Source organism: Streptomyces dysideae (assembly GCF_001514305.1).
GTDB lineage: Bacteria > Actinomycetota > Actinomycetes > Streptomycetales > Streptomycetaceae > Streptomyces > Streptomyces dysideae.
On the sequence record NZ_KQ949089.1, the window covers coordinates 36,175 to 61,549 of the forward strand.

Annotated in this window: 18 protein-coding genes, 1 tRNA gene and 3 pseudogenes; 12 read left to right on the forward strand and 10 right to left on the reverse strand. The window is 70.0% G+C overall.

The genetic code is table 11. The annotated features are described in order from the left end of the window. Positions 1–42: 42 nt before the first annotated feature. From AQJ91_RS55875 to AQJ91_RS23070, 4 genes and pseudogenes are all read right to left on the reverse strand, one after another. Positions 43–198 (reverse strand): annotated as a pseudogene (locus AQJ91_RS55875) (helix-turn-helix domain-containing protein); the annotation flags it as partial. 273 nt (positions 199–471) lie between these two features. Next, positions 472–759, reverse strand: a complete 288-nt coding sequence (locus AQJ91_RS58330; protein WP_067024980.1) for a hypothetical protein — start codon at positions 757–759, stop codon at positions 472–474. After that, complete coding sequence (locus tag AQJ91_RS23065) at positions 756–1,181, reverse strand: hypothetical protein (RefSeq protein ID WP_067025347.1); 426 nt, start codon at positions 1,179–1,181, stop codon at positions 756–758. The genes AQJ91_RS58330 and AQJ91_RS23065 overlap by 4 nt, the downstream gene beginning before the upstream one ends. Then, positions 1,171–2,499, reverse strand: coding sequence for a toll/interleukin-1 receptor domain-containing protein (locus AQJ91_RS23070; RefSeq protein WP_159054628.1), 1,329 nt, complete (start codon positions 2,497–2,499; stop codon positions 1,171–1,173). The genes AQJ91_RS23065 and AQJ91_RS23070 overlap by 11 nt, the downstream gene beginning before the upstream one ends. Before the next feature lie 300 nt (positions 2,500–2,799). Between AQJ91_RS23070 and AQJ91_RS23075 the strand changes: the two genes are divergently transcribed. Then, entirely contained in the window at positions 2,800–4,020 is a 1,221-nt protein-coding gene (locus AQJ91_RS23075; protein ID WP_067025350.1) for a DegT/DnrJ/EryC1/StrS family aminotransferase, read from the forward strand. Between the two features lie 327 nt (positions 4,021–4,347). On the opposite strand, the gene AQJ91_RS23080 is transcribed toward AQJ91_RS23075, so the two are convergent. Then, positions 4,348–4,773 carry an SRPBCC family protein gene (locus tag AQJ91_RS23080; RefSeq protein ID WP_067024985.1) on the reverse strand — a complete coding sequence of 142 codons (426 nt, stop codon included), beginning with the start codon at positions 4,771–4,773 and terminating at the stop codon, positions 4,348–4,350. A 228-nt stretch (positions 4,774–5,001) separates the two neighbouring features. On the opposite strand from AQJ91_RS23080, the gene AQJ91_RS23085 reads away from it, so the two are divergent. Next, the gene (locus AQJ91_RS23085; protein ID WP_067024988.1) at positions 5,002–6,108 is read left to right on the forward strand and encodes an NAD(P)/FAD-dependent oxidoreductase; all 1,107 of its coding nucleotides are present in this window, start codon (positions 5,002–5,004) and stop codon (positions 6,106–6,108) included. A 466-nt stretch (positions 6,109–6,574) separates the two neighbouring features. Here AQJ91_RS23085 and AQJ91_RS23090 read toward each other — a convergent pair whose 3' ends face one another. Beyond that, positions 6,575–9,529, reverse strand: a complete 2,955-nt coding sequence (locus AQJ91_RS23090; RefSeq protein ID WP_067024991.1) for a M36 family metallopeptidase — start codon at positions 9,527–9,529, stop codon at positions 6,575–6,577. A 193-nt stretch (positions 9,530–9,722) separates the two neighbouring features. Here AQJ91_RS23090 and AQJ91_RS23095 point away from each other — a divergent pair, with 193 nt between their 5' ends. The 3 genes and pseudogenes from AQJ91_RS23095 to chvE all read left to right on the forward strand — a co-directional run bounded on the left by AQJ91_RS23095 (position 9,723) and on the right by chvE (position 12,553). Continuing rightward, positions 9,723–10,289, forward strand: coding sequence for a hypothetical protein (locus AQJ91_RS23095; protein ID WP_067024994.1), 567 nt, complete (start codon positions 9,723–9,725; stop codon positions 10,287–10,289). Positions 10,290–11,195: 906 nt separating this feature from the next. Beyond that, positions 11,196–11,391 (forward strand): annotated as a pseudogene (locus AQJ91_RS55890) (hypothetical protein); the annotation flags it as partial. A 79-nt stretch (positions 11,392–11,470) separates the two neighbouring features. After that, on the forward strand, positions 11,471–12,553 hold the full coding sequence (gene chvE / locus AQJ91_RS23100) for a multiple monosaccharide ABC transporter substrate-binding protein (RefSeq protein WP_067024998.1): 1,083 nt from the start codon (positions 11,471–11,473) through the stop codon (positions 12,551–12,553). Positions 12,554–12,623: 70 nt separating this feature from the next. On the opposite strand, the pseudogene AQJ91_RS55895 reads toward chvE, so the two are convergent. From AQJ91_RS55895 to pepN, 4 genes and pseudogenes are all read right to left on the reverse strand, one after another. Then, a pseudogene (locus AQJ91_RS55895) lies at positions 12,624–12,830 on the reverse strand (IS256 family transposase); the annotation flags it as partial. Between the two features lie 172 nt (positions 12,831–13,002). Continuing rightward, a tRNA-Cys gene (locus AQJ91_RS53705) sits at positions 13,003–13,084 on the reverse strand. 70 nt (positions 13,085–13,154) lie between these two features. Then, complete coding sequence (locus AQJ91_RS23105; protein WP_067025001.1) at positions 13,155–14,390, reverse strand: MFS transporter; 1,236 nt, start codon at positions 14,388–14,390, stop codon at positions 13,155–13,157. 502 nt (positions 14,391–14,892) lie between these two features. Next, positions 14,893–17,427 (reverse strand): aminopeptidase N, encoded by a 2,535-nt coding sequence (gene pepN / locus AQJ91_RS23110; RefSeq protein WP_067025004.1) that lies wholly within the window; start codon positions 17,425–17,427, stop codon positions 14,893–14,895. 534 nt (positions 17,428–17,961) lie between these two features. Here pepN and AQJ91_RS23115 point away from each other — a divergent pair. From AQJ91_RS23115 to AQJ91_RS23145, 7 genes are all read left to right on the forward strand, one after another. Beyond that, entirely contained in the window at positions 17,962–19,155 is a 1,194-nt protein-coding gene (locus tag AQJ91_RS23115; RefSeq protein WP_234382786.1) for an ATP-grasp domain-containing protein, read from the forward strand. Positions 19,156–19,408: 253 nt separating this feature from the next. Beyond that, positions 19,409–20,323 (forward strand): hypothetical protein, encoded by a 915-nt coding sequence (locus AQJ91_RS23120; protein ID WP_067025009.1) that lies wholly within the window; start codon positions 19,409–19,411, stop codon positions 20,321–20,323. 32 nt (positions 20,324–20,355) lie between these two features. Further along, the gene (locus AQJ91_RS23125; protein WP_067025012.1) at positions 20,356–20,781 is read left to right on the forward strand and encodes a VOC family protein; all 426 of its coding nucleotides are present in this window, start codon (positions 20,356–20,358) and stop codon (positions 20,779–20,781) included. After that, entirely contained in the window at positions 20,778–21,836 is a 1,059-nt protein-coding gene (locus AQJ91_RS23130) for an FAD-dependent oxidoreductase (protein ID WP_067025015.1), read from the forward strand. Before AQJ91_RS23125 ends, AQJ91_RS23130 begins: the two co-directional genes overlap by 4 nt. Positions 21,837–22,022: 186 nt before the next feature. Continuing rightward, positions 22,023–23,288, forward strand: a complete 1,266-nt coding sequence (locus tag AQJ91_RS23135) for a SidA/IucD/PvdA family monooxygenase (RefSeq protein ID WP_324618021.1) — start codon at positions 22,023–22,025, stop codon at positions 23,286–23,288. A 66-nt stretch (positions 23,289–23,354) separates the two neighbouring features. Next, entirely contained in the window at positions 23,355–23,750 is a 396-nt protein-coding gene (locus AQJ91_RS23140) for a cupin domain-containing protein (RefSeq protein WP_067025023.1), read from the forward strand. Continuing rightward, positions 23,747–25,327, forward strand: a complete 1,581-nt coding sequence (locus AQJ91_RS23145) for a class I tRNA ligase family protein (RefSeq protein ID WP_067025026.1) — start codon at positions 23,747–23,749, stop codon at positions 25,325–25,327. Before AQJ91_RS23140 ends, AQJ91_RS23145 begins: the two co-directional genes overlap by 4 nt. The last annotated feature ends 48 nt before the right edge of the window (positions 25,328–25,375 follow it).

The following is a 25,375-nucleotide window of genomic DNA, read 5'->3' on the forward strand; positions in this document are numbered from 1 at the left end:
CACCGCACAGGACTTTCGAAACACCCCCTGGCTCCGGTAGCCGGCGCTCCCGGCGCCGGGCCCGGCCGCCGTCACGAGCGTCTCGCCCGCCGCCGTCCACGAGTACAGCACCGACCGCCCCGCCCGCCGCCGCTCCACCAGCCCCGCGTCCCGCAGCACCCGCAGATGCCGGCCCACCGAACCGAGGCAATCTGCTGTTCTTCCTGCACTCTGCCCTCCCGCTCGCCGCCGTCGCCGTCACGGTCGCCTCCGTGGGGTTCGGGGCGGGCCTGGTGCATCAGGAGCGGCTGATGGAGCTCACGCCGGATGAGCTGAGTGGGCATGCCCTGGGGTTGCACTCCGCCGGGATGATCACCATGCAGGGGGTTGGTGCGGTGGTGGCGGGGGCGGTGGCCCAAGTGACTTCGCCTGCTGAGGGGATGACGGTCATGGCGGGGGCGTCGCTGGCGGTGACGGGGGTGCTGGCCGGGCTCAGTCGCCGGGAGGCGGGGGAGGCCGCGCTCCCCGGCCGACGAACACCCCGGCCGACGAACACCCCGGCCGACGAACACCCCGGCCGACGAACACCCCGGACGCCGACCAGGGCAGCGACCCGGCCTCCGGCGGTGCCTGTACGGTCCGCGCCCAGTGCACCGCCTCGGCGGGCAGGACGACGACGTGGGCGTGGTCGCCGCTGACGGCGACCCCGATGGACGTACCCGCGGCGATCGACCGCTCGCCGGAGGAGGACGTACTGGTGGGTGACTGCCCGTCCGTCACGGCTTCCGGAGGTGACCGTCACCGGTGATCGCGATACCGATGTCGCGGCCGGCGGCCACCGACCGCTCGCCCGACGCGATGACCGTCACCCTGTTCCCGGCGTAGGCCGGCAGCAGCGCCTTCAACTCCTTCTCCAGCTCGGGGTCCTTGCTCGCGGCGGCGCGGATCGCCTGGCGTACGGCCCCGGCGGCGTCGGTGTTGCCCGGCGCCGCGACCGCGTCCTCGACGGCGTCCCGCAGCCGGTTACGCACCCGTTCACCACCGCGGGCGGCCGTGGTCTGCAGCAGCCGCAGCCCGATGTTCGCGGCGGTCCCCTTCGTGGCGACCTCGGCGTGGTTCAACACCTCGTCGCCATAAGACGTCAGAGCCTCCGTCAGAAACGGTCCGGCGTCCTGCACGAAGTCATCCCGGTCAGCCCCCATGCCCATTCCCCTCTCCCTCCGTGGAGCCCTGAGTGTCCCGCACCGCCGACGGCGGGATGTCGCCGTGCCGGGGTGGCCAGCCCGGAATCACGTACGCCACGCGGAAGTTGGCCACCAGCCATTCGGGGCCCACTCTCCTCAGCAGCAACGGGAATGTCCTCAGGGGCTGTTCGTCGGCGACGAGTATGCCGTCGTCGGCCGCTGCCATCAGGACGACTTCGTAATCCACCCCGATCCGGCGCGGCGTACTGGCGGCGCCCCAGGTGTCCGCGTCCCACTCGGCGTAGTGGCTGCGCAGGGCGGCCAGCTTGCCGCTCAGCAGATGCTCGGCGAGCGTATGCGTCGGCTCCGGCTGCGCCAGGGCGGCCGCGAGCACGTCCCGGCCGTGCCGACTCACCTCCGGATGCGCCTGGTTGGCGCTGATCCACTCCTGCGCGAGCGCCAGCCGGAGATTCCGGTCGAGCCGCTTCCATGCCTCCCGATCCTCGCCCCGGCCCAGGCACTCCAGCCAGGCGCGGGCGGCGGCGACGGGGCCCTGCTCGCCGTAGTGCGCGTCGAACTCCGGGAGCAGCGAGGCGAGTTGATCGGTGGCCGCCTGGTGCAGGTGGGCGTGGAGGGTCGTCTCCCGTACCCGGGTGAAGCAGGTGATCGCCTGCATCAGCTCCCCGCGCTGCCGGTGCAGGACGCCTGCGAAATGGACGGCACGGGCCCACTGGGGCCCGCGCAAATGGGGCAGGGCGTCTTCGATCGCCGCCAAGTCGCCATCCCCGATGGTCTCTCCGATCTCCAGGGCCGGAGTGATGCCGTCGAACCAGCCGACCGGGTCGGCACCGCGATGCACCCCGGCCAACGGCTCTCGGCGCAGCACCCGCAGAAGCTCCGCGATGTCCGCGTCCGCGGATTCGCCGATCACGAACCAGCTGGTCTGATCCAGCGGCGAGGGAATCAGTGGCCGGTCCTCGGCCCGCAGGACGACGGGCAGGAACCGGGCCTTCTCGCTCGTGGTGTAGTACAGCTCGGAGGCGATCAGCGTGCCCTCCCACCGCACCCCGAACCCCCGGTCCACCACCGACTCCCCGAGGAACCGCTTCCGGTAGACCTCCGTTACGACGAGCAGCACGAAGTCGGCCCGGTTCAGCTCCTGCCGCATCCAGCTCGGCCACGAGGCGGGCGGCTCGTGCTCCACGAACCGGTCGAACCCGACGTCAAGACCGGCCTTCTGCAACCGATGGGCCAGACGCAGGACCGCTTTCCTGTGGTCCTCACTGTCGTGCGAGTAGGAGATGAACACCCTGGGTGGTCTGGGGGCAGCTGTCACTGCGGCAGTGTGCCCGGCGGCGGGCACGGAGAGCAACGAGAGCGGCACGGCCGGCCACGGCGACTGTCCGGCGACTATCCGAAACGTACCGTTCCTTTGCTACCGACCCCCTTGACAGGCAGAGTGCTGTTTCGCCACGTTTGAGGCCGGTCGAGGGGATTGGCCGAAGGGGGCAGGAGGCGGACGCCGCGTCATGGGGGAGCAGGGGGGACGGTCGCCATGCGATCGATGACCATTGAGTGCCGGTGCGCGGGGGCGACCGCGCTGCCTTTTCAACAGACGCGGACGGGGTAGGTGACGATGCCGTACGGATCGCGGCTCGCCGCGACGATGACACGGCGGCTCGGACGCGAATGCCTCTACACACCCTCGGCGCGGCTGGCCCTGTATCTGGCGCTGCGGCGCTGGTGCCGGCCAGGTGCGCGGGTGCTGATGTCGCCGGTGAACGACGACGTGATCCTCTTCGTGGTGCTGGCGGCCGGGCTGCGCCCGGTGCAGGCGCCGGTGTCGGTCTGGGACGGCAACATCGACCCCGCCGCCGTACCGGAGTCGACCTGGCGGAGCGTGGACGCCGTGCTCACCACGAACCTCTACGGCATCCCCGACCGCGTAGTCGAACTACGGCGTCGTTGCGACCAGTTGGGGATCCCGCTGATCGAGGACGCGGCGCACGCCATCGGCACGCATGTGGACGGAAGGCCGATCGGGACGTTCGGGGAGGCGGCGGCGTTCAGCCTCTCCAAGCACGTGGCGGCGATGGCGGGCGGCTTCCTCACGGTCGAGGACGCACGCACCCGGCGCGAACTGGAACTCCTCCGCGACGACCTGCTGCTCCCGGGCCGCCTGAGCACGGACCTGGCAGCGGCCCTGCGCCCTCTGGCCCGCTCGGCGGTCCGCACGCTCCATCTCGTACGCCCGGCCTGGCGCACCATGCAACACCTGGGCCTCCTGGAACGCGACGGCTTCCGCATGCCCCTGCACGCCCCCCGGCTCTCCCTCAGCGCCCGCAAGGCCCCGAGCCTGCCCGCGTACGAACCGTGGATCCGCGTCGACATGCACGACTTCCGCTCCCGGCACGGCGCACTGGTCCGAGCCCAGGTGAAGCTCCGCATGGCGGGCCTGGACGGCAACCTCACCCGCCGCAGGGCAGGCGTCTCCCTCCTCTCCGGCACGGCCTGGGCCTCCCCCGCCCTGCGCGACCGCCCCACCCACCAAGGCCCCCTCCCCCTCTTCCGGGCCCCGCTCCTGGTCCAGTCCCGCGACTCCCTGGTGGAACGCCTGGTCACCCACTCAGTTGTCACCGGCTACCTCTACGACCCCCCGCTCGACGACTACGCGGGCGCGGAGTTCGTCGAACCGTCCCCCGACCCCTGGGCGGCCCGCTGGTTCGCCTCCCATGTACTCCCCGCGGACCCCCTCCTCGCCCACAAGATCACCAACGCCCTCACCAGAGAACAAGCCTCAACGGCCCATCCCCCGACCCCGACCACCACACCGGTCCCGGACGCGAACCGTTCCTGAGTTGATGCCGTGGAAGTCTGCTGTTCTTTGAGGGGGTTCAGCCAGTGCTGGGCACCCCACCTGCTCGAGTACGCCGGGTCGATGGCGATCACGGAGAGACCGGCGTGGTGGGCCATGCCGGCCAGCCGGTCACGGAACCTGGCCGTCGGGATCCCCGACACCAGGCGGCGGAAAGCCCCGCCGCGCCTGCCCTGGCCCAGCTTCTCCCGGCCGGTGGCGCGGGCGTCGGCGAAGTCCAGGTTCTCGATCACCAGCGCCGCGACTCATGCCGCTGCGCGAGGTGCAGGACCGGGCCTGCGGGGTGGGGTGCCTGACCCGTCGGCCGGCTCACCTGCCCTGTTCGACGTACTCCTTGAACTGTTCCAGATCGCTGCGGACCAGCCGTTCGATCGCGTTCGCCTGCGCGAAGCCCTTCGGCCCGCCGAACGTCTCCCTGATCGTGTCGGGGTCGTACTCGATCCGCGCCTGCACCCGGGTGCGGTTCCGGGCGAGCGGCTGCAGGGAGAAGGAGCCCGTCAGGTCGGGCGCCGTGGTGTGCCAGTGCATCAGGCGTTCCCCGCGGTCGGCCACCTCGGCCTCGAACTGCCGGGTCTGCCCGCCGGCCTCGACGTCCAGCTGCGCCCGGCCCGGGGCCTCCCGGCGGGCGTCGCGCACTCCTTCCATGAAGCGCGGATAGCTCTCCACCTGGTGGATGCCCTCCCAGGCCTGATCGATCGATACGTCGACGTCGACGTGTTCTTCGAGGGTGCTCACAGCCCACCTCCACGCTCAGCTCATGACACACGGCCTTCTGTATCCAGTGTGCGCCCGCTCCGGCGTCCGCACTCGCGCCCGCATCCCTGCCGTCACTTCACAGAACGCACATGAGAACCACACCGTAACTTTAGATTTCAAGCGTTACGCTCACCGGCAGTCGAGTGGCCGTGGGGGGCCCTGCGCCGCGGCGCTCGCACCCCCACAGGCAGGCACAGGAGGCTCGGCGTGAGTGACGGCGACATAGTGGTGATCGGCGGCGGTTACGCCGGCGTCCGTCTGGCGAAGCGGCTGGACGGGACGGCCCGGGTCACGCTGGTGGACCGCAAGGAGATCTTCTTCCACCGGATCGCCTCCCTGCGCGCCGGCGTGCGACGCGAATGGACGGCGACCCCCTTCATCCCGTACGACCGGCTGCTGCGCAACGGCCAGGTTGCCGTCGGCAAGGCGACCCGCGTCGACACCGCAGACCGCCAGGTGGTGCTGGCCACCGGCGAGCGACTCCCGTACGACGCGCTGGTGATCGCCACCGGCGCCGACTATCCCGAGCCGGCCCGCTTCACCGGCACCACCACCGAGGAGGCGGTGAAGACCTTCGCCACCCACCAGCGGAACATCGCCGGCGCCGAGCACGTCCTGGTCGTCGGCGGCGGCCCCTCCGGCGTCGAGCTCAGCGCCGAGATCCGCCTGGCCCGGCCGGAAGCCCGGGTCACCCTCGCCCACTCCGGGCCGGCGCTGCTGCACGCCACCGGCAGCACCCGCGCCGGGAAGAAGGCCCTCGCCTGGCTGGAGGCCCACGACGTGGAGGTGCGGCTCGACTCCTTCATGTCCCCGGGCAACGACTTCGGCACCTACCGCGACGCCCAGGGGAACGTGTTCGACGCGGACCTCTCCTTCTGGGCGACCGGCACCACCCCCAACACGCTCTGGCTGCGGCTGGCCGGGCACGGCGACTGGCTGAACGCGGACGGGCACATCAGGGTCGACCGGACGCTCCGGGTCGAGGGCCGGCCGGACGTGTTCGCGGTCGGCGACGTCAACGACGCCAGCGACCTCAAGATCACCCCCAGCGCGCTCGCCCAGGCCGACATCGCCGCCCACAACATCCGCGCCTACCTGCAGAGTTCCGGTAAGCACCGCAAGGAGCCCCGCCTCTACCGGCCGGTCCAGCGCACCCCGATCATCGTGCCGTTCGGCTCCTCCGACGGCGTGACCATGCTGCCCGTGCCTGGCGGCGAGACCGCGGTCCTGGGCGGCCGCACCAGCACCCTGGCCAAGGCGAAGACCCTCATGACCCCCTATATGAGGCGCCAGCTCGGATACACCGCGGCCTGAGGCGTTCGCAGGGGGACGGTCCGGCGGCGCGAGCGTTCTGCGCCGTTGAGGCTGAGGCGGGTGGTGCGCCGGTGCGTACTGCCATGGAACGTGACCGGAGCAGATCCCCCCGTCCGCCCCGTCGTCAACTCCTCGCCGCCGCGGGCGCCGTCCCCCTCGTGGGCGCGGCCGCCCCGGCGGTGGCCCGGCCCCGTACCGGCGCCCTCTCACTGTCGTTCACCCGCGCCACCGACGGTCGACGGCGCCTTCAGCCTCGTACGCCCGGACAGCCCCGAACACCCGGAGACGGTCCCCGGTCACGGTCCCGGACCGCCCCGAAGGCGAAACCCGCGAAGCCCCTCACCGTGGACGAGCTGCGGAGCATCATGCCCGGCAACCGCTGATCACCGGCACCGGGAAAGCCCGAGGGCGGCGCCCCGTAGCCGGAACGCCGCCCTCGGATCCTGATGTCACACCACCGCGCCGGTCAGCCCTGGTGAGGAACCCCGTGGATGACGAGCTCGGTCATGTCCATGTACTCGCAGCCCGACGGACCCGAGTCCTTCGCGCAGTCCACGCCGTTGTCGACGGCCTGGTTGCCGAGCATCGTCACGCGGACGTACCGGATGTTCTGCCCGGTGCCGGCCGCGAGGGGCACGGCGTTCTCCCGGCCGGTGTCGGCGGGCCCGAAGTGGCCCTCCGCGGCGGTGGCCCAGGTGGTCCCGTCGACGGAGGTCTCGATCCGGTAGTCGCCGAGCGACGCCGTCACGTCGTCCCCGCAGCCCGCCGTCGGGTCGACGCGCAGCTCGCCGACGTCCACGGCCGCGGGCAGCCGTACGGTGGCGTGGACCGGGTCGACTCCGCTGCCGTTGGAGCCGCCCTTGCCGTCCGAACCCCAGACCGTGCCCGTCATGTCGATCAGGCCGGCCGGACCGCAGCCGAAGTCGCCGTAGTCGGGGCCGCTGAAGTCCGCGATCCCGGCGCCGCCGGAGGAGGCCGCCCAGTTCCGGACCAGCTGCCAGTCGGCGCTGCCGGAGCCGACGTCGAGCGTGCGGATCCGCGGTTCGTAGCCGGCGCCGCTCGCGTACACCTTCCGGTACGTGCCCTCGGGGACGTCCCGGATCGCGTAGGTGCCGTCCGCCGCGGTCACGGCGGAGAAGTCGGCGCCGGGGAAGCCGGAGGCATGGCCGCTGATACTGACCGTGACCCCGCTCACCGGGGCGCCGGACGCCTCGTCGGTCACCTTGCCGGTGAGCGTGACCACCGGGGTGTCCGGGCCGGGCGGCAGGGAGAAGTCCTCGTCGGGCCGGGTGTCGTCACCCGTGAGGGCGGCGGCGAACCAGCCCATGCCCCGCTCGGCGAAGACCTGCCAGATGGTGTCGTGGGCCCGCCCGCCGTTGACCACGGTGTCGGCCTGCAGGATGGCGTTGCGCTGGTCGAGGAAGGTCGGGTTCGCGGGCGACAGCTCCATCGCCCGGGTCACCAGCGACTCGGTGAGCCTGCTGCCGAGTTCGGTACGCAGGTCCCACAGCGTCTCGCCCCAGATCTCGCCGTCGGCGTGCACCTCCGGACCGTCGGCGATCTTCCCGTAGTCGCCGTAGGTGTACCCGCCGGGGCCCGCTTCCTTCGTGCCGGGGCACTTGGCCGACGTGGAGCCGACCGCGCAGTCCAGCGCCTGGGAACGCGCCGGCAGTTCGTCGCTCCAGCCCGGCGGGTCGAGCGTCACCTCGCCGTCGGTGCGCGGGCTGTCCTTCAGTACGCCCTGGTTGTTGAGGAAGTCGAGGGCGTACCAGTCGCTCCACCCCTCGCCCATGGCCCAGGCCTGCTGGCTGTTGAGGGTCGAGACACCGTCCGCGTCGACGACGAGCCGGTTGGACAGACCGTGGGTGTACTCGTGGTAGACGGTGGCGGCGTCGTCACCGAAGTTGCCCTGCAGCACGTCGTAGCCGGGCCCGGAACCGGTCAGGTACAGCTGCATCGTGGGCGCCTGCCCGTCCGGCGGGGTGCCCATGTTGGCGTTGTTGAGGTGGTTCTCGTCGGGCAGCCCGTCCTTGAGGGCCGCGCCGTCGTTCGTCTGCGCCACGACGGCGTCGCCGTCCCGGCCGTCGAAGTTGCCCGCGGCCCGGGTGAAGCCGATCGGGCCGGCTTCCAGGTGGTCGTGGAAGGTGCCTAGGAAGTAGTAGACCTGCGCGGCGTTCTGCTCGCGGTTGGTCTGCCAGGAGTTCGGCGTCTTCTGGTCCCAGGAACAGGGCAGCGGTACGTCGCAGGCGTCACCGGTGAACGGCTTGAACGGGAAGGAGAACGTCCCGTCGGCCGCCGGGGTGATCTCCTCGCCCGCGTCCACCTCGTTGTTGTCGTTGACGTCGCTGTAGACGTGCGCGATGGGCCCGTTGAGCGTCTCGGCGCCCAAGGGGAGCCAACCCCGGGCGGTCAGATGACGGGTGTGCTGCTTGCCGCCCGCCGGGGCGCCCGGGTAGTTGTCCCAGGCGAGCACTTTGCCGGTGCGCAGGGTCGTGTCCTGCGAGGAGGACAGAAGCGGGCCGGGCGCGGCCGCCGACCCGGTGCCCGACGCGGCGGGGTACGTCCGGCCCGGGTCCCGGTCGGAGGAGAGACTCTGCCGGTACAGAACCCGCCCGGTCTGCGCGTCGACCACGTGCAGCCACATGCCGTGGCCGTCCGGATCGGTGACGGTCCGCCAGGCACGCACGGCGGCACCGCCCGGCGCCGTGTACACCACCTGCTTGGCAGTGTCCGCGCCGCCGCCGCTCTCGGCCCGGGCGCCCGCGATGTCCCGTACGGCGGTGCGCCGGGCCTGCGTCGCGGTGACCCGGCCGGGGGCCAGCGCCGACGGCAGGTTCCGCACCGGTGAGCCGACCACGTTGATCAGCCGCCCGTCGCGGGCGACGTTGGCCTTGACGCCGTTGCCGAACACCGGCACGCCGTCGACCGACTGAACGAACGAGAGATGCCGTATCTTGGCGACGTCGGTGTACTCCTTGCGCAAGGTCAGGCCGTCGACCTGTGCTGCGGTAAGCCCGAACACATCGGGATGGCTCCGCAGATACCGCCGAACGACACCGACCGGATCGGCATCACTGGCGGGCGTCAAGTAACCGTCGAGCCGGGCGACTTGACGTGCGGTGCCGGTGGCCGGGTCCAGCTCGAGCACGCCCTGCGGACCGAGCCGGTCCCGTAGCCGCTGCACGCCGGGCCGCTGTTCGGCCTGCGTCAGCCGGGCGTCGCGCCGCACCAGCGTCTGCTGCGAGGGCGCGGGTGGCAGGCCCTCGGCCACCGGGGACCCGGCGTCGGCCCCGGGGGGGTCGGCCGGGTCGCCCGGAGCCGCGTTGGCGGCCCCGGGCAGCAGAGCGACGGCCAGCGCAAGGCCGGCCGTCGCGGAGAGTATGGTCGCGCGCGTTCTGCGCGCAGGGGAGGCTTTCGCCATGGTACGCCTCGTGGGGGGTGAGGTTCCAACGACCGCGTGGAGCAGTCGAGTTGTGCACTCCACACCCTTTCAGCGCGTACCACGCCACAGGAAGCCTTAAAGTTCAAGTTTCACAGGGGTCACACAACTACCATTGGGTAACACGTGTGCGCACGCCGAGACGGGGGCCGCTCCTCCGCCTAGGGTTTCGATCATGTTCAAGTCAGGGGTGGGGTTCCTCGCACTGTTCGGGCTCGGCTGGTGGCTGCTCGGCACAAGCGCGTTCGACGGGTTGACGCGGCAGGTCCTGCTCGGAGCCGGCTGCGCCGTCACGGTGGGGCTGATGCTCACCGCGCGCCGTCTTCTTCCCGCGTCGGCAGGGGGACCGTTCCCCGCGGACCGACGCCGGCGGTTCAATCAGATCAACGGCCTCCAGTGGCTGTTGATCATCGCCATCGCCGCGATCTGTAGCCGCGCCGGAGTGCCGGTACTCGTCCCTCCGCTGATCGCGGTTGTCGTAGGGCTCCACTTCCTGCCGCTGGCGGCGGTGTTCGAACAGCCCCGGCTGCGCGTACCGGCGGCGCTGTTGATCGCGGCCGGGGCGGCGGGACTGACGGTGTGGCTGACGGGCGGCGAGGACAGCACGGTCCGACTTGTGGTGGGGCTCGCTTCCGCGCTCTCCCTGTGGGGGATGGCGGTCTGGACCGTCGCGGGGGTGGCGGTGGCGTCGCGCGGCGGGCGAGGGGGAGGGGGAGGGGGTCAAGGATCTGGCGGCGGGTGACGGCCGCCCGCGCGGACGAAGAGCTGCGGCATGTCGCACGCCAGCCCTTGCGGCAGTTCCCCGACAGGTGTCAAGCAGCCATCCATGCCGGGCAGGAAGTGCTGACGTCGCACGGTATCCGCAACCTCTGGGCAGGACTACGCTGTGGGGTGAGGCCCCAGTCCCCGGTATCGATGCTGTGTCCAGCTCTCGGGGAGGCCCGCCGTGTTCGTCCTGCTCCTCATCCTCGTCGTGGTCCTGTTCGGCTTCGGATTCCTCGATCCCATCTGGTGGGTGGCCGCTGCGGTGCTGGTCTACGGCGCCACCCGCTACGGCCGCGATCGCGGCGGAGGCCGGAGCCCTGGCGGCGGTTCCGATCTCGGGGACTACCGGGACTACCGGGACTACCGGGAGCGCCGGGATCGTCGGGAACGCTGGGACCGCCGCTACAGCCGTCAGCACCGGGCGCGCTGGCGGCGCGAGGACCGTCGGGACCGTGGCCCTCGGGCCCGCTGTTCTGTGGGAGGCCGAAAGCGATCTCCCACACCTTTCTGTAACCGTTCCAGTTCACCCAGTTGACACTCCACACACCCCCCCTTAGGGTCACGCCAACATTCCGAACATGTGGCGAGATTTCGAACCTTTGAGAGGCAAGTGCCCTGTGCATCCCCGGAATCAGCATGCACGGTGGCCGGAACGCCGTGGCGCAGCCCGACGTACGTGCAGGTGCACACCGGCAAAGGGATCACGAGAGTTGGCGAGCCCCGGATGCCGGGCCGCAGCAACGCACTGATCGGCGATCTGCGTGGCACCCAGGCGCCTGAGTGCCGATTCAAGCAACGTGCCGGGCCGACCTGACCTCCATCATTGGAGCGGAGGTCCGCCGGTTGTTCACTCGCCTCGAAACCTGTGCACCAAGGCCCCACCAATGCCCCCGACGACCTCGGCGGCCACGTGCGGATCCACGAGGGCGCCGAGCTGATCCGCCCCGGCGTACCGCTCTGTCTGAAGTTCGCTCTGTTCAGGGCGCCCGGGGACCTACTCGTACGGCACCCGTCTGCGGGACCTGACCCTGGACACCGCCCGGGAGCGGGTACGGCGCGTCCGACTCGCTCTCGACCTGCCTCGCTCCACCGCTTCCCCGTCGACGTCTGATACGCCGTCGTCCCCCTCAACGACGAGAAGAACAAGGAACGATCACCATGCTCAACCGAAGAGCCACGCTCGCCGCCCTCGCCGGAGCCGCTTCCCTCGCCCTCACCTTGTCCGCCTGCGGCCAGAAGAGCGAGGTCAGCTCCGAGGTCAGTACTGTCGGCATCGCCATGCCGACCCGGGCCTCCGAGCGCTGGCTCACCGACGGCAAGAGCCTCGTCGATGACCTGAACGGCAAAAAGTACAAGACCAAGCTGGTCTACGGCGAAGACGACCCGAAGACCCAGGTCTCACAGATCGAGAACCTGATCAAGCAGGGCGTCGATGCACTGATCATCGCGGCCATCGACGCCAAGTCACTGAACGGCGTGCTTCAACAGGCCGCCGACGCGGACATTCCGGTGATCTCCTACGACCGGCTCATCCTCGGCACCAAGAACGTCGACTACTACGTCTCCTTCGACAACGAGATGGTCGGCCGGCTCCAGGCCCGCCACATCATCGCCAAGCTCGGTCTGGATGACGGCAAGGGCCCGTTCAACATCGAGCTGTTCGCCGGCTCCCCCGACGACAACAACACCAAATACTTCTTCCAAGGTTCGATGGCGCTCCTGCAGCCCTTCCTGGACAGCAAGCAGTTGGTCGTCCCGTCCGGCGAGACCAAGCTCGACCAGATCACCACCCTGCGCTGGGACGGGCCCACCGCACAGAAGCGCATGAGCGGCATCCTCACCAAGTGGTACGCCGGCGAGGAGGTCGACGCGGTCCTGTCGCCGTACGACGGCATCTCCAGGGGCGTCCTGTCCGCGCTGACGTCGGACGGTTACGGCTCCGACAGCAAGCCCCTCCCGGTCATCACTGGTCAGGACGCCGAACTGGAATCGGTGAAGTCAATCATCGCGGGTCAGCAGTCGCAGACCGTCTACAAGGACGTCCGCCGGCTCGCCGGCGCCGCCGCAGAAATGGTCGACGACATACTCGACGGCAGGCAGCCGTGGATAGACAACGAAGGGGATTACAACAACGGCGTCAAGGTGGTGCCCGCCGTCTTGCTGCAGCCGGCGGGCGTCGACAAGTCCAACTACGAGGTTCTGGTCGTGGACGACTACTTCACCGAAGACGAGCTCAAGTAGCAGCACAGCCTCTGCGTGATACGCCCGTGCTCGTCACGGCACCGCCGCCCTCCTCCTTGGTTTTGAGTGGTCAGTCGTTGCTCGGGGTCAGGCGCCCCCCGAAGGCGATCTGGAACGCGTTCAGGGGTGCCTCCCAGCGCATGGTCCCACCTCTTGCGGCCCTTCCCCGTCGGGTCCAGGCTCATCAGCGCCATGTGGACACACTTGAGGGCGGCGGCCCCGTTGGGAAGTGTCCGCGGGCGCGGGCGGCCTTGCGGATGCGGGCGTTGACGCTCTCGCCTCCGCGACCGCCCGCTCCCCACCGGCTTTCTGAAACCCGTACTTGGTGGGTGATCCGTCCGCGCCGGTGTAGCCGAAGGACTCGTCCGCGTCCGAAGGGCACTCCAGGATTTCGGAGCGGGAGCTCGGAACTCGACGTATCGATCACGCGTCAGCGGCTTAATGCGTTGGGCCCCCGGCAGGATTCGAACCTGCGGCAAGCATCGATGGCTTGCGAGTCGCGGCATCCGCCACGGCCTGGCCCGCAGGGGCATCGAGCCGTCCTGGCACCTGGTCCGCCACCGCTGGAGCACTGTACCTCCGGATTCACGGATTCACGGATTCACGGATTCACGGAGGCGCTGGGGTCGCGGCTCGGCTCCGGTTTGGCGGGCGCTGCCTGTCCGGCTTGCCCCGCGCCGCGGCGGAGGAGGGCCAACGAGGCGAGGACGGCGAGCAGTTCAACGGCCGCGGCCGCCCAGCCGACCGCCGCGGCGCCCCCTTCGGCGAGCGCCGCGGCGCCGAGGAAGCCTCCGGCGGAGATGCCGATGTAGATGGCACTGCTGTTCAGGGAGAGGACGACTCCCGCCGATTCCGGGGCCAGCTGTACGAGGCGGTGCGACTGGATGGGGGCGAATGCCCAGCCGAAGACGCCCCAGGTGATCAGGCCGACGATGGCCAAGCCGGCTCCGGTAGCGCCGTGCACGCCGAGTGAGCCCAGAAGGCCGAAGAGGGCGAGTGAGGCCAGGAGGCCGGTCGTGGTGACCACGGTGAGCCGCGGCGCGGGGAAGCGGTCGGCGGCCCGGCCGCCCAGGTTGTTGCCGGTGACGGCCGCCAGGCCATAGACGGCCAGCCAGATGCTCAGCGTAGTGCCCTGTACGTCCCCCACCTCGTCGAGTACGGGGCTGAGGTAGGTCAGCAGGGTGAACGCGCCGGCGATCCACAGGGTTGTGACGCACAGTGCACTGGCCACTCCTGGGGTGCGGGAGGCGGCCATGCGGGTGCGCAGGTCTGCGGGCGGGTTCGGCGGCAGCGGCGGCAGCAGCAGCACCAGTCCGAGGCAGGCCAGGGCGCCGAGAGCCGCCACCGCCAGGAAGGTCGTGCGCCAGCCGAACGCGTTGCCGATCAGCGTGCCCAGCGGCACGCCGACGGCGGTGGAGACGGCGATGCCCGCGCTGACCGTGCTCAGCGCCCGACCCCGCTGCTCGGCGGCGACCAACGAGGGCACGACCGCCACCGCTCCCGGGGAGAAGACCGCCGCGGCCAAGCCCGCCAGTACCCGGATGACGATCATCGTCCCGTAGGAGTCGACCAGCGCGGCGGCCACATTGGCGAGGGTGAACACGGTCAGGCTGGAGATGAGAACAAGGCGCCGGGGCAGGCTGCCGAGTATCACGGCGAGCAGTGGCGCGCCGATGGCATAGGCCAGCGCGAACGCGCTCACCAGGTGGCCGGTGTCGCTGTTCGACACGCCGAGGTCGCGGCCCATTTCGGGCAGGAGACCGGCGATGACGTAGCCGTCGGTGCCTATGGCGAACAATCCGACCGCGAGAAGGATGAGCCAGGCGCGGGTGGACATGGGCGAGGGCCTCCAGGGGCGGCTTCGAGATATGTACGGAGAGGAGGGCAGGGCGCCGGCGCCGCCGCTGAGCGGGCTCCGGGGAGCCTTCCCGGTTCCCGCCAGACGACTTGTCAAGGGCTCACGCGCAGCCGTCGGGGAGGGGCGTGGCACGGGGGCAGGTCGGCAGGGGGATGAGAAGAACGACACCGAGGCGACGACGAGATGCGGCGTCAGTGGGCCGATCCCGGACGGGCCCCGTGGAGCCGGCGCCTGCTTCGCTCGGGATCACGGTGTGTGGTCCTCACTCACTCGGTTGTTTCCCAGCCCGGGCAGGGGACCCGGCCCGGCCGCCATGCCGTGGGTAGATACGTGCACAGCTCCACGGCATCAGCTTTTCGGGGCGGATAGGCTCCGGCAAGGAGCAGAACCGTCAGGCCCCGCCGAATTCCTGCCGCTTTCGTCCTGCCGGTTTCGGACGAGCGCCGATGTGGGTCCGCAACGCCCTGGACCAGGACGGGAGTTACGGACGGCTGATCGTCGCAGCGGTGCGGCCGTCGCGCACCGCCGTCGCCCGTGCCAGGTCGTCGGTCAGGTCGGCCACGGGGCGGCGCAGCGCCGTCGGCAGATCCTGCCGCGACAGCAACTCACGGGCGGCGGCGAGGGTTTCGGCAGTAGCACTGTGACGCGGATACAGCGCCTTGACCAGCAGGTCCAGCAGGAGGTCCCCGTGGTGCGCCAGGCGCGGGGCCTCGGTGAAGAACCTGTCGACGTATGCGGCGGTCAGTTCGGCCTGTTCCGGCTGCCAGAAGCCGGAGGCCAGGGCCAGCAGGCCGTAGTTCGACAGGCTGTCGGAGTGGAACAGCGCCTCCCACGCAGCCGCCTTGGCGGCCGAGTCGGGCAGAGCGGAGCGGCACTTCATCGCGGCGTCGTCCGCCTCGGGCCCGGGATCCTCGGTACGGGCCCGGTCCACCTCCTCCGCGCTGAGCGCGCCCAACACCGTCAGCCGCAGCCGGATCCGCCAGCGGAGGTCGCTGTCGAGTACCAGCCCGGCCGGCAGCGACGACCCCTGACCGTCCGCGGCAGAGCGCAGCCAGCCCGTGAGTTCGTCCGCATCGTGCGAGAAGTCGATGAGGGCGCGCAGCAAGGTCAGCGCGGTCTGGTCGCCCGGCTGCGTGCCGCCCAGCCGTTCACGCAGGGCGGCGGCCACTTCGCCCATGGCGGTCGGCCGGTCGGCGGGCGGCAGGAACCGGTCGGCCACCTCGAACCGCGCCTGCTCCAGCACTTCGGTCAGGATCGACAACTCCGGCTCGTCGGCCAGCATTTCGGCGACCAGGGCGAGGTGGGAGGCCGCCGTGTAGCTGCCGTCCTGAACGGACAGCAGCAGCTGGCACCACACCATCGCCCGGTTGATCGGTGTCAGTCCGGGCAGCAGCCGGGGGAGTACGGCGAGGGACCTGTCGTCGAACCGGATCTTCGCATAGGTCAGGTCCCCGTCGTTGAGCAGTACGAGGGCCGGTTCGGGCAGGTTGGCGAGCTCCGGCAGTTCGGTGCGCGGGCTGCTGATGTGTGCGCGCTTCAACGTCCGCACGCCGTCGTGGCCGTACAGGCCGATGTCGAGGGTGTGCGAACGCAGGATCGGGTGGCTCTCGGGGGCGGACTGCTCCACGGCCGCGGAGACGATGCGGCCGCCGTGCGTCACGAACTCCGCCCGGAGGGTGTTCAGGTTCGCCGACTTCAGCCACGCGTCCGACCAGGCCCCGATGTCCCAGCCGGTGGATGCGTCGAGGACGGAGCCCAGCGCAGCGAGGAAGTCGGTGTAGGAGGCGGTGGAGTGGGCGTGCCGCTCCATGAAGGTGCGCAGACCCGCGCGGAGTGCGTCGTCGCCGATCGCTGCGGCGAGTTGCCGCAGCGCCGAGTGCCCTTTGAAGTAGGAGATCCGGTCGAGGTCCAATAGTGCGGACGCCATGTCCTCGGCTTCCAGGCTGACCGGGTGCGTGGAGGGGCGCTGGTCGGCGAGATAGGCCTGGCCTTTGCGACGAGCGGCGAACGTGGTGGGCGGCCCGGTGAAGCGGGTGACCTCGCTGGTGATGCGGTGGGCCAAGTAGTCGGCGAACGCCTGGCCCAGCCACAGGTCGTCCCACCAGGCGCTGGTCACCAGGCCCGCCATCCACATGAGGGAGATGCCGTGGGCGAGCACCACGGCCCGGGTCTCCCGCTCGCTGTCGGTGGCTGCCGAGCTGAACACGTACTGCTCGCGCAGCAGCACCAGCCCTGGATGGTCCAAGGACAGGACGCTGAACTCCGGGACGAACATCTGGTCGAACTTGGGCGAGGGGTAGGGCACGCCGAAGAGCCGGGCGCACTCGTCGAGACACTGGCGGGTGACGTCGAACAGCTCATCGACGTCACCCTTGAGCGCGTCGGCGAGCGAGGCCCGGCAGTGCAGACCGAGCCGGACCGCTCCGTGCCGGGAGTGGAACGACTCGTACGGGCCGGCGGCCAGGGTCGTCAGATAGGTGGCCTGCGGCTCGGTCGGGCCGATGCGCCAGCGACCGGAGCCCGTCGTGACCGCCTCGCCTGTGGAGAACACCCGCCAGTGGGCCGGCACGGTGACGTCGAAGGTGAACGGCGCCTTCAGGTCCGGCTGGTCGAAACAGGCGAAGATCCGCGGGGCCTGGTCCACGTAGGGAAAGCCGTACACGTAGACGTTGTCGTCGGCCGGGTCGACGTAGCGGTGCAGGCCCTCGTTGTTCTTCGAGTAACTCATGTCCGCCACGACGGTCAGGTCGTTGTCGGGGCCGAGGTCCGTCAGGGGCAGCCGTCCGTCGGCGAGCAGGGCGGTGTCCACCGCACGGCCGTTCAGCTCCGCGGAGAGCAGGGCCGCCGGTTGGACGTCGAGGAAGGTGCTCTCGCCGGGGCGGTCCGAACGGAAGCGGATGGTGGTGACGGAGCAGAAGACGTCGTCTCCGCCGGTGAGATCGAGGGCCACCTGGTACGCGTCCACGGTGACCTTCGAGGCGCGGTCGACCGCCTCGACCTTGGTGAGGCTCGGCATAATGACCTCTTTCGCGGCATCGGTGGTGCGGCGGACTGAAGAACCCTCAAAGGGAAAACGGGAGCCCTTCCGGGCGATCGGTGATCTCGTCGCAAGAAGCGACTTCGAGGTTATAGCACCTCCCCAATTGCGGTGCACTGGCATGGCGGAAACTTTACGGACCGAAAAATCCTTTAATGATTTGGTGGATCTCTGTCAACAGGGCAAATCGGGTCCATCTCCACTGTTTTCGATGGGTGCCGCGTTCCTTGTTCAAGCGAGGAAAATTCGCAGCTGAACGTCCTTCGCGTGCTCCGCGAGCCGCCTTGCGATCGGGGCGGTGACCAGCTGTTGTCCCCGAGGGGGGTGGATGTTGCACTGTTTAACGTCCTGGACGCACCGTAAGGCCGGTGGGTATGCTCGATCGCCGTAAGTGATTTCTGCGGTCATTGATTCGGTCCGCTAATGACGTGGGTGCAGTGAGGTGCTGACCTAATGAATGAAGAAAAAGGCTGGACCAGTGAAAAGCCCTTAATGATTGTGGTTGCATCAGGAATGCAGCCCTATCGCGAGTATCTTCTCCGCTCCATCGGACCGCAGTTCCGGGTCCATCTTCTGCACACCGAAGAGCCCGGGTGGGAGAAGCCCTGGCTCGACGGCTGGACGGTCGTCCCCGACACCTGCGACGGCCCTGCGATGGCCAAGGTCGCCGAAGAGCTGCATGCCCGCACGCCGGTCAGCGGTGTGCTCTGCTGGGACGAGGTGCGTATCCACGCGACCGCGTACGTCGCGGAGGCGCTGGGACTGCCGGGCGGCGACCCCTCGGTCCTCTGGCGCCTGCGTGACAAGGGCCAGTGCAGGGCGGCGCTGGCAGCTGCGGGCGTGCCGCAGCCGGCCTCCCTCCCCGTCTCCGACCTCCGGGGGGCGTTGGACGCCGCCGAGCGGCTGGGCTACCCGGTGATCCTCAAGCCGCGCGGAATGGGCGCGAGCCTTGGAGTGATCAGGGCGGACGATCCGGACGCGTTGCGCGACGGCTTCGCCTTCACCAGTTCCATCGAGATACCGCCTTCCGTGGTCTACAACTCCCCGGAGCCGTACCTCGTCGAGGAGTGTGTGACAGGCGAGGAGATCAGCGTCGACGCGGTGGTGCGCGACGGCGTGGTCAGCCCGGTGTACGTGGCGCGCAAGGTGGTCGGCTACCCGCCGTACGCCGAGGAGGTCGGACACTTCGTCGACGCGTCCGACCCTCTCCTGGCGGACCCCGAGCTCCGCCGGGTGCTGTCCGACACTCACGCCGCGCTGGGCGTCCAGGACGGCTGGACGCACAGCGAGTTCATGCTCACCGCTACCGGGCCGAAGGTGATCGAGGTCAACGGCAGGCTGGGCGGAGACCTGATACCCCGCCTCGGGCAGTTGGCCACCGGCGTCGACCCGGGGCTGGCCGCCGCCTCGGTGGCGTGTGGGCGAGAGCCCGAACTGCGGACGAGTCGCGACCAGGTCGCCGGAGTCCGCTTCCTGTACGTGGACGAGGACGACACCGCGATCGCCTCCGCCGGCTTCCCGAACCGGCTTCCCGCCGCGGTCGACGAGGCGGTGACGCTCGTGGCCCCCGGAGCCGTCGTCTCCCCGCCGCCGAAGGGCACGGTCTGGGGCCGGATCGCCTATGTCACCGCCACGGGCGCCTCCAGGGAGAGCTGTCGGGCGGCACTGGACGCCGCGGAGGCCGCCTTCGCCTACAGCGCACGCTGATGGCTCGCAAGGAAACATGCGGCCTTCGGCCGCCGGACTCCGCAGTCCGGCCACAACGCCACGCGCGTAGAAGACGAGTGAGGACGAAACTCGCCAGGACGGGGAGAACTTGATGGAATCGGCAGCTCGGGTTTTACTGGCCGACTTATTTCCCGGCGCCTCGGTGCGGTTCAACGCCGAAGACGAAGCGCACATCAGGCGACTCGCGGAAACGGATGACGAACTTCCGCCGATCGTCGTTCATCGACAGACCATGAGGATCGTGGACGGGCTGCACCGTTACCGCGCGGCGATCATCAGAAAGCAGCAGTCGATTCATGTCCAGTTCTTCGACGGTTCGGAGGAAGACGCCTATATCTATGGCGTGCAGGTCAACGTCAGGCACGGCCTGCCTCTCACCCTCGCGGAACGGAAGGCGGCGGCCGAACGCGTCATTCGTATGAGACCCGAACTGTCCAATCGCGCACTCGCGGGAATCACCGGGCTGTCCGCCAAGACGGTGGGTTCCATCCGTCAGCGTTCAGTTGAGGAAGAATCCCAGTTGAACGCTCGCGTGGGGCTGGACGGCCGGGTGCGGCCCGTGAATATCGAGGAGGGGCGCCGCCTCGCCCTGGAGCTCATCTGTCGGGATCCCCATGCTTCGGTCAGGGAGATCGCGCGTGCCGCCGGGGTCTCCGTGGGTACGGCCCACAACCTCCGTACACGGCTGAACAGCGCTGAGACCACAGAGGCCGACCGCGCTCGCGACTCGGCGCCGCACTCCGGGACCGTGCGGCCGGTGGATGTCGGCGCCGAGGAGCCGGCGGCCGACGACGAGACAGCGCCGACCGATGCCGCGGTGACCCCCGTCCTGGCCCACCGGACTCGCCGGGGCATGGCCCGGCGGGAGGCGTCGCCGGACGTGTCCCCCCGGCTCTTCACCCGTCTGGAGGGCCTCAGGCGCGACCCGTCGCTGCGCATGACGGAACGGGGCCGGGCCGTACTGATGTGGTTGGGCCGTCGGCTGACGACCTACGGCGAAGGGGCGCGGGAGCTCGACAACCTTCCGCCCCACCTGGTGCCGGTCATCGCCGACCTGGCGCTGGAGTGCGCGGACGAGTGGCGGCGGCTGGCGGAAGAGTTACACAACCGCACCCGGCAGACATCCCGTGAGGGTTCGAGCGCCTGATGGATCAAGCCTGAGGGATCGAGGAAGACACGATGATCATCGGTCTTGACCACGTCGGTCTGGCGACCGCGGATCCGGCGGGAGCCGGATCGCTGCTCGCCCTGTTGGGCCTCTCCCTGGAGGACCAGGGCACGGCCGCGGACTACGGCGTGGAGTGTGAGTTCTGGACGCCTGCGAAGGGCGGGCCCACCGTCGAGCTGGTCTCCCCACGCGACGATGACACAGCCGTCAACGGGCGGCTCGCCCGGAAGGAGCAGGGCCTCTACCACGTGGCCTTCGAGGTGGACCATCTCGAAGGCGAACTCGACAGACTGGGCCGCGAAGGGTTCGTGCTGGTCGACCAGGAACCCAGGGCAGGGGCCCGGTCGGGCATGCGCGTGGCCTTCCTGTACGCCCGGCGGCCCGCCGGGCTCCTGATCGAACTCGTTGAGTACCGGCGACCGGACGTTCCCTCATGAACGTGGCCATCGTCGGCGGCGGTCTCGCCGGCGCGGCCCTCGCGTGGCGGCTGTCCCGCCGCGGCGTGCGGGTGACGGTGTTCACGGGTGGGTCCAGCCGGTGGGCGGACGCCACGGGCGCCTCCGGTGGACTGGTCCGCGGGTTCGAGCCGGATCCGGCGGCGGCCGCGGCGGCCACCGAGAGCCTGGCCGAGTTCCGGCGTGATCCGGTTCTGCGCTCCTGGGCCGGGTACCAGGAGCTGACCTCCACCTACGTCCTGGCTCCGGACGACGACACGGACAGGACCGAAGCCGCGGTGCGTGTGGTGGACGGCCTCCTGCCCGGTTCGGCCCGCATCCGCCCGGCCGCCGGTCTGCCCTTCCGGGGACTCCCGGCCGGTGCCCTGGCGGTAGTGGAGCGGCACGCCGGATACATCTCGCCCGCGCGCCTGCGGAGTTCTCTGCTCACCGACGCGGTCGAGGCGGGATCCGAGCTGTGCCACGTGCCGGTGACCGGCGCCCGTCCCGACCCGGCCGTGGTGCTCGCGGGCGGTGAGGTGCGCCGCTGCGACGCACTGGTGCTGGCCGTGGGTCCGTGGACGCCCCGACTGCTGGACCAGTGGGGTCTGCCCGGGCAGCGGCTTCGCACCAAGCAGATCCAGTACACGCTGGGACGTGCCGCGCCGCCCGGGCTCGGTGCGTTCGTCGACGACACGTCGGGGCTGTACGGGCGCCCGGTGTCCGCCGGACTCTTCCTGCTTGGACTGCCGTCCGACCGCTGGCAGATCGACCCCGCGGACGTGGCGGCCGACCCGGCGCTGGCACGCCGGGTGACCATCCGTGCCGCGGAGCGGCTGGGCCTTGGCGCCTGGCCCGGTGCGGGGGCTCGGACGGTGGCGTCCCTGGACTGCTACCCCGCCGGCCGAGGCGGCCTCAGGCTGCGCGGTGCCATGCCCGGATGCCCCGTCTTCACCTTCACCGGGGGGAGCGGCGGCGCCGCGAAGACCGCGCTCTTCGCGGCCCGCCGGGCCGCGGCAGAACTCGTCGGGCAGAGCGCTGCCCGACGGGGCGCCTGAGACCTGGTGACGGTGCGGCCGCGTGCGACGGGAAATCCTGCCGTTCACGGAAAGCAGCACATTTGGCAGGCGGAACCTTCTGTTGCCGAAATCGAGCGCCGGGTAGCGTGAATTCCGTACTCGCTTCACCGATTCACTGCGGTGCTACCGCGATTGGGGATTGCATTGGTGCGAAACGAAGTAGAGGTGCTTGCCTTGGGGGCGGGCCCGGCAAATCTGGCCCTCGCTGTGGCAATGGAGGAGCTGGCCGCCGAGGAACTCGCCGCCGACACGTTCATCGCTGAGGCCCATGAAAACGTCGTCTGGCAGCGCGGAATGCTGCTTCCGTGGACGCAGAGTCAGGTCTCCTTCGTCAAGGACCTGGTGACGCTGCGAAACCCGCGCAGTAAATTCTCGTTCATCAATTTCCTGCACTCGGTGGGACGACTGGACGAGTTCGTGAACCTCGGCACCTTCACCCCGTACCGCCAGGAGATATCCAACTATCTCCAGTGGGTGGCGGACTCGATGAGCCGGGTGCGGATCGGCTATGGCAAGCGTGCGCTGTCCGTCGCCCCCATCTGGAACGCGGACGGGCAGGTCGATGGATGGCTGACCCGGTTCGCCGACGACACCGAGACACTCTCCCGGCACCTGGTGGTCGGCACAGGCCGCGACCCCCTCGTCCCGGAGCAGTTCGCCGGTCTGCCGGCCGACCGTGTCATCCACAGCAGCCAGTACGTCGAGCACATCGCCGACGTGGACGCCTCAGCCGTCCGCCGCATCGCGGTGATCGGCGGAGCGCAGAGCGCCGCCGAGCTGCTGTGGGCGGCTCATCAGGAGTTCCCCTCCGCCGAGACGACGATGGTGATGCGCTCGATCGGGCTGAAGAACTACGAGTCGAGCAAGTTCACCAACGAGATCTTCTACCCGTCCTTCATCGACGAGTTCCACGCTGCGGCCCCCGAGGCGCGGGATCAGCTGCTGCGGGAGATGCACCTGAGCAACTACGGCGGCCTGGCGCCGGGGATGCTCGAAACGCTGTACCGCCAGCGCTACCTCGAGCGGCTCAGCGGCGAGGAACGGCTCCGCGTGATCACCATGACCGACGTCGTCGGTACCCGCGTCGAGGATGACGAGGTTGTGCTGTCGCTGGTCGATCGCAGGACCGGACGGGCCGATGAGCTGCGCTGCGACCTGGTGCTGCTCGGCACGGGCTTCCGCGGCACGATGCCCGCTCTGGTGCGGGACCTCGCGGCCGAGTTGGGCATCGCCGAGATCACCGTGGACCGCGGTTACCGCCTGCAGCTTCCCGCCACCGACGGCGCCTCCTGCTACCTGCAGGGCGTCAACGAGGCCACCCACGGAATCGCGGACTCGCTGCTCAGCGTGCTGGCCAGCCGGTCCGGAGACATTGTCAAGGGCCTGCTGACCGGACGACGCACGGTGCCCGCACTCGCCGAGATCGGCTGACCGCCGGGATCGGCCGACCGCCGGCCGTCACCGCTCCGAACTTTCGAACGGAGGACCATCGTGCCCATGGATATCCGCCCGCTGCGGCGGCACGAGCTCCAGCTCGACAACCAACTGCGCGCGCAGCGTCTGATGCCGTGGCCGCTTCTCAACGCGCCTTTCGAAGGGTCCTGGTGCGTCGCCGCGCCCGGGGTGTCCTCGGGGGCGCACGGGCACCACGAGTACGAGATCTGGATCGCGCTGCGTGGAACCGCCGAGATCCTCACGGAGGGACGGCGCGTGCCGTTCACGGCGGGTGACGTCATCCACTTCACCCCACAGACGGTTCATCAGCTGGTGAACACCTCGGAGGAGGATTTCGAGATGTACGCCATCTGGTGGGACGCCGACCTCGTGGCGGGCTTCGCCGACCGGCACGCCACCGCCCACGCGGCCGTCGAGGCGGGGAGCGAGGGGACATGACCGCACACTCGCGCGGACCGCGCATCATCATCCCGGCAACCCCGACACCCAACGGCGACCTGCACGTCGGCCACATCGCCGGGCCGTACCTCGCCGCCGACATCTACGCACGGCGGCTGCGGGCCGAGGGCGAGCAGGTGACCCTCACCACCGTGACGGACGACAGCCAGAGCTACGTCGTCACCACAGCGGCCCGACAGGGCGTCAGCCCCGAGCGGCTGTGCGCGGAGTCGACCGGCGCGATCGAGCGGTCTCTCGCCGCACTCGGCATCGAGTTGACTTCACCCGATGACCGGGCGCTGCCGCCGGTCGACGACCACTATCGGGCCGCGGTCACCGACTTCGTGACGGCGCTGCGCGCATCGGGTCGACTGCGCCTGCGCACGGTCCGGCTGCCCTACGCCGAGGAGAGCGGGCTGTATCTGTACGACGGCCTGCTCAGTGGCCGCTGTCCCAGCTGCGAGGCCGCCAGCGCGGGCGGCGTATGCGAGGACTGTGGCCATCCGAACAACTTCGACCAGCTACTCGAACCGCGTTACGCGTTGCGGCCGCAGGAGCCGGTGTCCTTGCGCGAGCAGCGCATTCTCGTGCTGCCCCTGGAGGAGTACCGCGCCGAGTTGGAGGAGCGGTTCGAGGCCACGGCCGCACGCTGGCGGCCACACCCCCTGCGGCTCGTGCGTGAGCTGCTGGCCCGTCCGTTGCCGGAGATCCCGGTGACGTTCCCCGGCACCTGGGGGGTGCCCGCGCCGTTCGAGGACCTCGCCGGGCAGATCGTGTATCCGTGGGCCGAGGCCATGCCGGCCTCGATGTACGCGACATGGTGGGCCAACGGTTCCCCGGCGGACGTGCCGTACGACGTGTTCTGGCGGTCCGGGCACGGCACGGAGCTGGTGTACTTCCACGGCTTCGACAACGTGTATCACTGGGCTGTCATGGACCTGGCATTACTGTTGGCGCACGAAGACCGTTACGTGCGCCCGAGTGCCAGTGTCTGCAACGAGTTCTACGAGCTGGAGCACGCCAAGTTCTCCACCAGCCGCAACCATCTGATCAGGGCCGGTGACCTGGTCGCCGGCTGCTCCCGGGACGTCGCCCGCTTCCATCTGGCGCTGACCTGCCCGGAGCGGGAACGGACCAACTTCGACCCGGCCGAGCTGGCTGCGGGCCGGCTCACCGGCCCCTGGAACGCACTGGCCGGGGTGCTCGACACCGTCCTGGCCGGACGGGACCCGCAGGAGCCGGTGCCGGTCACGGAGGCGGGCCGCCGCGACAGCGAGGCGTTCGCCGACGGGATGCGCGAGTGCTTCGAGTTGGAGACCTTCAGTCTGGCCCGGGCCGCCGCGCTACTGCTGGCCCGCACCGAGCAACTGCGGGACGACACCACCGCTGTGGCCCGGCCCGGCGACTTCATGCTCGGTGTGCGCACCCTTCTGGCCTGGGCCGCGCCGATCATGGTGGACGCCGCCGCCCGGGCCGCCGCGGACGGGGTCGACCTCAGCCTGTCGGGGGCGAGGTTCGAGAAGATCACCCCCTTCCGCCTGCCAAGGCTCACCGAGGCGGTCCTGCCCGCCGTCTGACGTCCCGGCGCGGCCGGGGGCCGCGTCCGGCGACATTCACGTGTTCGA